Raw genomic sequence first — 11,243 nt, 5'->3', positions numbered from 1 at the left:
TTTTGGCATATTCATGCCAAAACACCTCGCGGAATAGTGGTGTGTGAACAGTAACACTAAAATACTTATAGTCTTAGGCTTGATTATTCCGGTGGAATATTCTATAATAAAACCTAAATTTCCATAAATTAGCGTGTCAAAGTGCCGGTTCAGGAGAAAATCAGTTTTCATCTGGAAATTTGAAGACTGGTGTGGATAAGGTGAGTTCCATAACTGCATTTGTGATATGCAAAAAAACAGAATGGAGGAGACATCATGAAATTATACGATACCGGTGTGTATTTGCTGAATGGTCAGAAGATTGTTCCGGAGAATCAGGCAGATTTTCCTGTTTCCAAAGAGGAAGCTGCAAAGAGTACAATTGCCTATTCAATTCTGAAAGCACACAATACTTCCGGAAATATGGAGAAACTTCAGATTAAATTTGATAAACTGACTTCTCATGATATCACTTTTGTCGGAATTATCCAGACTGCGCGTGCCTCAGGCCTTGAAAAATTTCCGGTGCCATATGTACTGACAAACTGCCATAATTCACTCTGTGCAGTAGGCGGAACTATTAATGAAGATGATCATATGTTTGGACTTACCTGTGCCAAGAAATATGGCGGCGTATATGTACCGCCCCATCAGGCGGTTATCCATCAGTTTGCAAGAGAAATGCTTGCAGCAGGCGGTAAAATGATCCTCGGTTCAGACAGCCATACACGATATGGCGCACTGGGAACCATGGCAATGGGTGAGGGCGGACCGGAGCTTGTAAAGCAGCTTCTTTCCCAGACTTATGATATCAATATGCCAGGTGTAGTTGCCATTTATCTTACAGGTTCTCCACGACCGGGCGTAGGTCCTCAGGACGTTGCGCTTGCGATTATCGGCAAGGTTTTTGCAAACGGATATGTGAAGAATAAAGTTATGGAATTTGTAGGACCCGGTGTTGCAAATTTAAGTGCTGATTTCCGAATTGGCGTAGATGTAATGACAACAGAGACCACCTGTCTTTCCTCTATCTGGCAGACAGATGAGAAGATTCAGGAATTCTATGAGATCCATGGCAGAAGTGAAGATTACAAAGAACTGAAACCAGGTGAAACAGCATACTATGATGGCTGTGTAGAGATTGATCTGAGTGAGATCAGACCAATGATCGCTATGCCATTCCATCCAAGCAATACATATACAATTGATGAACTGAAAGCAAATCTGGATGATATTCTGGCAGATGTTGAGAAAAAAGCACAGATCAGCCTTGATGGAAAAGTTCCATATACATTAAGAGACAAAGTAATTGATGGTAAACTTTATGTAGAACAGGGAATCATCGCAGGATGTGCAGGTGGTGGATTTGAAAATATCTGTGCAGCAGCTGATATCCTTAAAGGCAAGAGCATTGGTGCAGATGCCTTCACATTGAGTGTATATCCGGCAAGTACTCCGATTTATATGGAACTGGCTAAGAATGGCGTTCTGGCAGGACTTCTTGAAACGGGAGCTGTTGTGAAGACTGCTTTTTGCGGACCTTGCTTTGGTGCAGGGGATACTCCTGCAAATAATGCATTCAGTATCCGTCATACGACCAGAAACTTCCCGAACCGCGAAGGTTCCAAAATCCAGAATGGCCAGATTTCTTCTGTTGCACTTATGGATGCACGTTCTATTGCGGCAACAGCAGCAAACAAAGGTTTCCTGACTTCAGCAGAGGATTATACAGGTGGTTATACAGGACAGAAATATTTCTTTGACAAGACAATTTATGACAATCGTGTATTTGACAGCAAGGGTATAGCTGATCCAGGTGTAGAGATCCAGTTTGGTCCGAATATTAAGGACTGGCCGGAGATGGCTGCACTTCCGGAGAATCTGATCGTGAAGGTTGTTTCTGAGATCCATGATCCGGTTACTACAACAGATGAACTGATCCCGTCCGGTGAGACATCTTCTTATCGTTCCAATCCACTTGGACTGGCTGAGTTTACACTTTCCAGAAAAGATCCTGCTTATGTAGGACGTGCGAAAGAAGTTCAGAAAGCTCAGAAGGCTATTCAGGAAGGAAAATGTCCGGTTGAGGCATTACCGGAGATGAAACCTGTAATGGATGTGATCAAAAAGGATTATCCGAATGTAAGCAAGGAAAATCTTGGTGTGGGAAGTACGATCTTTGCAGTGAAACCAGGTGATGGTTCTGCGCGTGAGCAGGCTGCTTCCTGTCAGAAAGTGCTTGGCGGATGGGCAAATATCGCCAATGAGTATGCGACAAAGAGGTACCGTTCCAATCTGATCAACTGGGGTATGCTTCCATTCCTGATTAAAGAAGGGGAGCTTCCGTTTGCAAACGGAGATTATCTGTTCTTCCCACAGATTCGTAAGGCAGTGGAAGAAAAGGATGATGTGATCCGGGGATATGTTGTCGGTGCTGAGGGACTGAAGGAGTTTGAAGTGGCTCTTGGGGAGCTTACGGATGATGAGCGTGAGATTATCCTTAAGGGATGCCTGATTAATTATAATCGAAAATAGGAAGTGATGAAGATGCAGCTATCCTCTCTTTAGGTTGGGAGTAGCTGCATCTTTATTGTTTATGAAATTATGAGAATTGCGGGAACTGCTTTGCAGCGGAGCGATTCGTGGATATAATAGAGCCCCGGGCAGCAACGTACTGCATCGAAGAAAGTGAAATAGTCTGAAAATTATCAAATAAATAAAAATATTATAAAATTAGTGCAAATAAGACAAAAATAAATAGAAAATATTGAAATAAAATGCAAAAATGTATTGACAAATAATAACAAGAGTGTTATTATAACACCATCAAAAGAAACAAGGAAACGAATTAAACAATCAAAGAAATTCATTCAATTCATAGCATATATAAATGTTCCAATGAAAAGGATGAAAATAAAAGAAAGGTTCGGGTGATTCCATTGGGAAAGAATTTATAACTTCATCAATATAAGAGTAACGGGTATCGCATTTCCTGCAAGAAAGACCTGATACGGAGATTATAAAAAAGTATTTTCCTTATATAATATAAGAGCATACGCATAGTCTGATTAATAAGGAAGGAATGTATCAAAGGTATTATAGAAGCGATAACTTATATTGAATATCTGTTGCAGACCTGATACAGGGATTTTGGTAAATGTGTAAAGAAATATTTACCGGAAGAGCATAACCCTTATCTCAGTAGTTAGCCTGAAAGCAGAGGTTCAGGTAACAGATAAACTGAAGGTAAGAACGATGTTTTGAGAGGCATATAGAAGTTTAAGTATATGGTTTGAAATCCTGCATCAGAAGAATATCCGGTATATAAAATTACAGGATATTGAGAGAAATATTAAGGTACTTTTTCAGTGATACTTTACATAATTCAGAACATCTGCCATTAATGTTCAATAAATATGAAAAGCACATAAGGAAATTAAACAGTTGTGAATTTAAGAAGTTAGGTTTATGATTGCTTAGCACGAAAAATAATGAAAAAGTGTATCCGATATTTCATAAATGAAAAATAAATTATAATACGTGAAATTATAATTTAAAATCTATAAAACTTTCTAAGTAAGTTCCGATGAACTGAATAACTGATATCATAAAAGCATAAAAGCAGGAATGAATCAGATTATAAACAGTACATATGGATTATGAGCAGGAAACAGAATAGGAATTTTAAATAAACATAGAAAAATTTAATAGTGAACTTATAAAGTAGTTTGTAAATAACATATTATTTTATTATAGAAAGAATACTAAGAGGAAAATAAATTGAATAACGAAGAACATTGAAGCGGTCATCATTTTTGAAATCAGGAAAAGTAAAAAGTGATGACCGTTTTCAAATTGTATTCATATATATATTCGTTTATTGCGTGAAATGGAATTTTAGGATATACTCTCCATGAAAAGGAGAGTTTTTTTATGTGGATAAAAGATATCAGAGATTATATTTTATATGAAGATAAAGATATTCTGGTCTGTCACAAACCGGCAGGGCTTGCAGTTCAGAATGCGCGGGTTGGCAATATGGATATGGAGAGCCTCTTGAAGAATTATATTGCTCAGAAGGTTCCGGGTAAGATGCCGTATCTGGGTATTATCCATCGCCTGGATCAGCCGGTGGAGGGGGTTCTTGTGTTTGCCCTGAATCCGAAGGCAGCAGCAGATCTCAGCAGACAGATGACAGCGGGAAAAATAAAGAAGACTTATCTTGCAGTTACAGAAGGAACAGTGAAAGTGAAGAGTGCAAAACTGGTGGACTGGCTGAAGAAGGATGGCAGGACCAACAGCTCTGCAGTGGTTGAGGGAGGAACTTCCGGAGCAAAAAAGGCGATATTGTCTTATGAAGTCCTGGAAACCTGGAAAAATAAGGAAGATGCACAGGATTGTGGCGAAAGAAATCTGATTCGGATCGATCTGGATACAGGCAGGCATCATCAGATTCGTGTGCAGATGGCGCATGCCGGAATGCCTTTGGTTGGTGACAGAAAGTATAATCCCGGTCAGAATAGTCAGGAACCGCTGGCTCTCTGTTCTGCAAAACTGGGATTTCAGCATCCGGTGACAAAGAAACAGTTGGAGTTTCAGGTGCAGCCTGCAGGTATGGCATTCAAAAGACATTGATATAGCGCAATTTTTGATGTATAAAAGTGAAAAATGTGTAAAATCTCTGGACGAATTTCGTAAAGTGTGTATAATGTAGAAAGTAATATGCAGTTATAAGGTTTATAGCAATTCTCGTAAATAATGCATTTAAGAGGATCGCTACAGGTAATTGTTCGATGTTAATTATTCTGTGAGAGTACTGAGCAGATATCGATTTTTTAGTTGACAGAAATTATACATTATTTTATGAAATTGCTGTAATGTGCAGTATAGCACTGAAAGGAAGAGGAAATTAAAATGAAAAGAGCGGCGGCAGCAGCGATAAGTTTAATGACAGGACTGGCAATGCTGACAGGATGCAGCAGAGCGGAGGTGGAAGAGACAATCCAGCCGTTGGTGGCAGACGCTATCGAAGAATCCGATTCAGAGGCAGAAGCAGTGAAGGAAGAGGATGAGAGTCCGCTGATTCCGGAGATTGATACAGATATAAAAATCCATGCCGGTTCAAGGATCGCAGTGGTAAGCAAATGTGTCAAGGGCGAATACTGGAAGATGGTTAAGAAAGGCATGGAAGATGCGGTAAAGGAAATTAATAAAGCATATGGTTATAAAAAAGATGACCAGATTACCATGACTTTTGAAGGTCCTGATAATGAAGAGGACGTAGAAACTCAGATTAATACAATAGATGCTGTTATTGCAGAGAATCCGGATGTTCTTTGTATTTCGGCAAGTGACATGGATTCCTGTGAGGCACAGCTTGAAGCTGCAAAGGAAAATAGAATTCCGGTTATAGCATTTGATTCTAATGTAGCCGAGAAGAAACTGGTGAAGGCATATCGGGGAACCGATAATGTGCAGGTAGGAAAGATGGCTGCTTATCAGCTTGGCAGTGCACTCGGAAAGATGGGAAAGGTTGCGGTTTTTTCCGCACAGCAGAAGACAAAGAGTGTTCAGGATCGTGTAGAAGGATTTATGAATAATATCGGGAAGTACGGAGATATTGAAGTTGTGGAAACCATTTATTCTGATCAGGTAGATGATATGGAGGCTTCCATGAAGGAAGTCCTGGAAAAATATCCCACACTGGATGGTGTATTCTGCACCAATGCAGATATTACAGAGATGTATCTGAATCTGGAGAAGAGTGATGAGCATGATGCACCGGCTCTGGTAGGGGTTGATGCAACTACTAAGCAGCAGGAAGCAATCCGTAATGGAGAAGAGATTGGCTGTGTTTCCCAGCAGCCTTATGCTATGGGATACCAGACGATCTGGGCAGCAGTTGAAACAACGGCACCGAAGAAATCTGTTGTGATCGAGAAAAATGTACTGAGCAATCCGGCATGGATCGATGCAGACTGTCTGGATGATCCGGACTACAGTGGATATTTATATACAGAATAAGAATTAAAGATAAACGCTCCGGGAGGATGTACAGGGTCTCAAATGCATTAATTAAGAGGATTTTCTATAAGAGGAATGTGTCTGCTGGGACAGACCGGTAATACAGAACTTATATATAAAGCAGAATTATATACGAAAGAAGAAGCATGAAAACAGTGATGAGTTGTTTTCGTGCTTTTTTTGTGTCATAGAATATTACTCCGTAATGTTCTATGACACAAAAAAGCTCTCCGGGCAGGCTCTTTATTTATATCTCTTCTTCTTTGAAATAAAAATATAAACAAATCAGAAGCTTTGACTGTATAAAAAGATTTATATTGATGATATAATCACATACACGATATAAAAATAACAAAAAAATATTGGATGGATGAAAAATATTTGATAAAATTATCTGATGAGATTGTAATTTTAAAGAATATATGATAAAATTTGACTATAAATTCTTGAAAATATATAAAAAAATTAGGCAAAAAGGAGAAGAGGATGAAACAATGGTCAGAGATCATCAGAAATGTCACCATGTTGTCGCAGCTTGGACTGTCTCTCATAACCCCTGTCCTGATATGTCTGGCAGTATGCTGGCTGATTGTTTCTAAGACCGGAGCTGGCGGATGGGTATATATCCCCGGTTTTTTCTTTGGTCTTGGAGGTTCCGGGACAGTGGCATATAAATTTTATCTTTCTATTAACAGACAGCAGAAGAAAGAGAACAAAAAGAAGAAAAATAAAGTATCGTTTAACAGACACCTGTAATGATACAGAAACGAAAGGGAGATTTATATGAGTATTATGGATAATGTTCAGCCTGCCGTAAAGAAGGAAACCGGAAAGGTAGCTGCCATCACCGGAATCGGGCTGATTTTGATGTGGATCGTGTTTGGAGTGCTGCATGCTTTCATGCCACAGAAGGTACCGTTTGATTATACGGTGTTTCTTGGAGGGGCAGTGGGAGGATGTGTGGCAGTCCTTAATTTCTTTTTTATGGGACTTGCAGTGCAGAAAGCAGCTGCAGCAACAGATGAGGACACAGCGAGAATGAGGATCAAAGCAAGTTACTCCCAGAGAATGCTGATCCAGATGTTGTGGGTGATCTTGGCAATCGTGGCACCCTGTTTTCATTTTGTGGCAGGAATCGTTCCTCTTTTATTTCCCGGAACAGGAATTAAAATTGCAGGAATTTTTCATACTAACAAATAGGTATTTCTATATCAAACCGGAACAGTACCGGGAGAGACAGGAGGTGAATAAAGAGTATGGAATTGGATATCAGTGGGGCAAGGATATTCTTTACATTACCCATTAATGTGCCTGTTCTCGGACCATTAAGGATCAGTGAGACAATGGTGGTAAGCTGGATTGTTATGATACTCATAACAGGTTTGTGTATCTGGCTGACACATGATCTGAAAGAAGAGAACATTTCCAAACGTCAGGCTGTGGCAGAGCTCATTGTAGAGAAGGCCAACAGCTTTGTAATCGGAAATATGGGTGAGAAATTCAGATACCTGATACCATTTGTTGCAGCACTTTTTGCAACCAGTGTGGTTTCCAACCTGATCAGTCTGATCGGACTTCGAAGCCCTACAGCAGACCTTTCTACTGAGGCTGCCTGGGCAGTTGTGGTTTTCATTATGATCACAGCACAGAAGATAAAGACCAGCGGATTTGGCGGTTATCTGAAAGGATTTACAACCCCGATCGCAGTTATGACACCGTTTAATATTCTTTCCGAGCTGGCTACACCTGTCAGTATGGCGTGTCGTCATTTCGGAAATATCCTTTCCGGTGTGGTAATCAATGGCCTGATCTATGGGGCACTGGCAGTTGCAAGTTCCGCACTTCTGGGCCTGATCCCGGGGGCACTGGGAGATGTACTGTCAAAGATACCGATTCTCGATGTCGGTGTACCTGCGATAACGTCGGTCTATTTTGACTGGTTCTCAGGAGTTATGCAGGCGTTTATCTTCTGTATGCTGACTGTAATGTATATTGCAAATGCAGCAGAAGAGTAGCAGAAACATGATTTGCCGGAGCAAAACGGCAGCGGTGGTAACCGCAAAGAATGCTGAAATACAGCAGAAAAATTAATACCGCGGCAAAGGGGAAAAGCTGCAGATTATTATTTAACAGGAGGGTTTTAATATGGATTTTCAGTTATTGGCAAAAGGTATCGCATTAGCAGGATGTGCAATTGGAGCAGGATGTGCGCTGATCGCAGGTATCGGACCTGGTATTGGTGAAGGTAACGCAGTAGCAAAGGCATTGGAAGCAATCGGACGTCAGCCTGAGTGCAAGGGTGATGTTACTTCTACCATGCTTCTTGGATGTGCCATTGCAGAGACAACAGGTATCTACGGTTTCGTAACCGGTCTGTTGCTTATCTTTGTTGCACCCGGCATGTTCATGAACTTCCTGAGCTGATAAAAACAGCTGAGATGTCGAATATCACAGATTAAACGGCATCTGATATGGAACCTGTGGATAATTCCGGCAACAGCCGGAGAATGATCCGCATAAATACAGACAGGAGGTTACAAACATGCAGGTACAGGAATTAGTTGGAATTGTGCCGTGGAATTTTATAGCGACGATTTGCAACCTTTTTATTCAGGTATATCTGATCAAACGCTTCCTCTTCAAGCCTATCAATGAGATGCTGGAAAAGCGCAAAGCGAAAGCGGATGCCCAGATCCAGGATGCAGTGAAGGCAAAGGAAGAAGCTCAGGCAATGAAGGCAGAATATGAAAAGAATATGCAGGAAGCCAAGAATAGGGCAAATGACATTGTGATGACAGCTCAGAAAACAGCTGCTATCCAGAGTGAAGAGATGCTTAAGGAGGCTTCCAGTCAGGTAACGGCCATGAAAGAGAAGGCAGAGAAAGACATTGCCCAGGAGAAACGTAAGGCAGTCAACGAAATCAAGGGAGAAATCGGCGGTATGGCTGTTGAGATTGCCGGAAAAGTGATCGAGCGCGAAATTAGTGAAGAGGATCATGCAAAACTGATTGATGAGTTTATTGAGAATGTAGGTGAGGCATCATGACAAAAACTGCCAGAGTTTACGGCGGAAGTCTGTATGACCTTGCCGCTGAAGAAAAGCTCGATGGACAGATCATGGAGCAGATGATCGCGATCAGACAGATTTTTCGAGAAAATCCCGGATATCTGAAATTGCTGGGAGAACCGGCGATTCCTGAAGACGAGAGACTTAAGATGATTGAAGAGGCTTTCGGAGGGCAGGCAGAGAGATATCTGGTGAATTTCCTGAAATTATTGTGTGAACGCAAGATTCTGAGAGAGTTTGCCGGATGCTGCGAAGAGTTTATCAGACGCTACAACAGTGCACATGGAATTGCAGAAGCCGTGGTTACCAGTGCAGTGAAGCTCAGTGATACTCAGATGGAAGCTCTGAAAGCGAAGCTTGAGAAGCTAAGTGGAAAGAAAGTGTATCTGGTTCAGAAAACAGATGCATCCGTTCTTGGCGGACTTCGCGTGGAACTGGAGGGCGTACAGCTTGACGGTACAGTACAGAGCCGTATTTCCGGTATTTCAAAGAAACTGAATGAATTGGTAGTATAAAGAACTGGATTCCGGATTTGAGAATCGTACTGTATGGGTATTTGACATATGGATATGAAAAATCTTTAAATTTCTGAATTCAGACAGTGCAAAATAATAGAATATAAAAGGATGGAATGGAAACATGCAATTAAAACCTGAGGAAATATCCAAGGTCATCCGAAGCCAGATAAAATATTACGAAAATGCCATTCAACAGAACGAGACAGGTACGATCCTTATGGTTGGTGACGGTATTGCCAGAGCCAGCGGACTGGTAAACTGTATGTCAGGAGAGCTTCTGGAATTTGAGGACGGAAGCTTTGGTATGGCACAGAACCTGGAGGAGAACAGTGTCTCCATCGTAATCTTTGGTTCAGATGAGAATATTGGTGAGGGTCAGACCGTAAAGCGTACAGGCAAGGTCGTGTCTGTACCTGTAGGCGACGCCATGGTTGGACGTGTTGTAAATGCACTGGGACAGCCAATTGACGGAGCAGGCCCGATTGATACAAAAGAATTCCGGCCAATCGAGAGCAAGGCACCAGGAATCTGTGAGAGAAGATCTGTATATCAGCCTCTTCAGACCGGTATCAAAGCCATCGACTCTATGATCCCTATCGGACGTGGACAGCGAGAACTGATCATTGGTGACCGTCAGACCGGTAAAACTACAATTGCTACAGATACCATTATTAACCAGAAGGGAAAAGATGTGATCTGTATCTATGTAGCCATTGGACAGAAGCGTTCCACAGTAGCTACATTAGTAGAGAACCTGACCAGAAACGGCGCAATGGATTATACTATCGTTGTGGCAGCTACAGCATCTGAGTCAAGCCCGCTGCAGTATATCGCACCGTATTCCGGATGTGCAATGGGTGAATACTTTATGAATAAGGGAAAAGATGTGCTGATCATCTATGATGATTTAAGTAAGCATGCAGTTGCATACCGTGCACTTTCCCTGCTGATCCGTCGTCCGCCTGGACGTGAGGCATATCCGGGTGATGTTTTCTATCTGCATTCCAGACTTCTGGAACGTGCAGCGAAGCTGGACGATGAACATGGCGGCGGTTCCATGACAGCACTGCCGATCATCGAGACACAGGCAGGTGACGTATCTGCCTATATTCCTACTAACGTTATTTCTATTACAGACGGACAGATATTCCTGGAGACAGAGTTATTCCATTCAGGAATCATGCCTGCTGTAAACCCGGGTATCTCCGTATCACGAGTTGGTGGTGATGCGCAGATCAAGGCAATGAAGAAGGTAGCAGGAACACTGAAACTGATTTATTCCCAGTACCGTGAGCTGCAGAGCTTCGCACAGTTTGGTTCTGATCTGGATGCTGATACAAAGGCACGTCTGGAACAGGGTGCACGTATTGTGGAAGTTCTGAAACAGAACCAGAATGCACCGGTTCCTGTAGAGAAGCAGGTTGCGATCCTTTATGCGGTTACAAAGGGTGTTCTGGAATCAGTAAAAGTGGAAGACGTAAATGTATATGAATCAGGATTATATACCTATCTGGATACAGATGCAGCAGGTGTAGAGGTTATGCAGGAGATTCGCTCAACAGGTAAGCTGGAGCAGGAAACAGAGCAGAAGCTTCGCAGCGTACTGGATGCGTATACAGAGAACTTCCTGAATACAAGACCTGAGAAATAAAGTG

At 41.8% G+C, this 11,243-nt stretch carries 10 protein-coding genes; all 10 read left to right on the top strand.

Features of this window, described 5'->3' with window-relative positions:
- The first annotated feature begins 255 nt into the window (after positions 1 to 255).
- Positions 256 to 2,514, top strand: a complete 2,259-nt coding sequence (locus LJE12_RS07635; RefSeq protein ID WP_081017091.1) for a hydratase — start codon at positions 256 to 258, stop codon at positions 2,512 to 2,514.
- Between the two features lie 1,398 nt (positions 2,515 to 3,912).
- A complete protein-coding gene (locus tag LJE12_RS07630) occupies positions 3,913 to 4,614 on the top strand; it encodes an RluA family pseudouridine synthase (RefSeq protein ID WP_022380879.1) in 702 nt (233 codons plus the stop codon).
- A 279-nt stretch (positions 4,615 to 4,893) separates the two neighbouring features.
- Entirely contained in the window at positions 4,894 to 6,003 is a 1,110-nt protein-coding gene (locus tag LJE12_RS07625) for a substrate-binding domain-containing protein (RefSeq protein WP_195981449.1), read from the top strand.
- Positions 6,004 to 6,489: 486 nt separating this feature from the next.
- Positions 6,490 to 6,759: an AtpZ/AtpI family protein gene (locus LJE12_RS07620; protein WP_022380878.1), complete on the top strand. Its 270-nt coding sequence runs from the start codon at positions 6,490 to 6,492 to the stop codon at positions 6,757 to 6,759.
- A gap of 27 nt (positions 6,760 to 6,786) precedes the next feature.
- Complete coding sequence (locus tag LJE12_RS07615; protein ID WP_008704972.1) at positions 6,787 to 7,203, top strand: hypothetical protein; 417 nt, start codon at positions 6,787 to 6,789, stop codon at positions 7,201 to 7,203.
- Between the two features lie 56 nt (positions 7,204 to 7,259).
- Positions 7,260 to 8,018, top strand: coding sequence for a F0F1 ATP synthase subunit A (locus LJE12_RS07610; protein ID WP_025579291.1), 759 nt, complete (start codon positions 7,260 to 7,262; stop codon positions 8,016 to 8,018).
- A gap of 130 nt (positions 8,019 to 8,148) precedes the next feature.
- Complete coding sequence (atpE, locus tag LJE12_RS07605; RefSeq protein WP_008704968.1) at positions 8,149 to 8,427, top strand: ATP synthase F0 subunit C; 279 nt, start codon at positions 8,149 to 8,151, stop codon at positions 8,425 to 8,427.
- A gap of 118 nt (positions 8,428 to 8,545) precedes the next feature.
- Entirely contained in the window at positions 8,546 to 9,049 is a 504-nt protein-coding gene (gene atpF, locus LJE12_RS07600) for a F0F1 ATP synthase subunit B (protein WP_008704967.1), read from the top strand.
- On the top strand, positions 9,046 to 9,585 hold the full coding sequence (gene atpH, locus LJE12_RS07595) for an ATP synthase F1 subunit delta (RefSeq protein WP_008704966.1): 540 nt from the start codon (positions 9,046 to 9,048) through the stop codon (positions 9,583 to 9,585). Before atpF ends, atpH begins: the two co-directional genes overlap by 4 nt.
- Before the next feature lie 124 nt (positions 9,586 to 9,709).
- Positions 9,710 to 11,239: a F0F1 ATP synthase subunit alpha gene (gene atpA / locus LJE12_RS07590; protein ID WP_008704965.1), complete on the top strand. Its 1,530-nt coding sequence runs from the start codon at positions 9,710 to 9,712 to the stop codon at positions 11,237 to 11,239.
- The last annotated feature ends 4 nt before the right edge of the window (positions 11,240 to 11,243 follow it).

This window comes from Blautia sp. DFI.6.71 (genome assembly GCF_020593585.1).
Taxonomy (GTDB): Bacteria; Bacillota; Clostridia; order Lachnospirales; family Lachnospiraceae; genus Blautia_A; species Blautia_A wexlerae.
The sequence above is the reverse complement of the archived record's forward strand: the minus strand, read 5'-3'. Positions and strand labels throughout refer to the sequence as shown.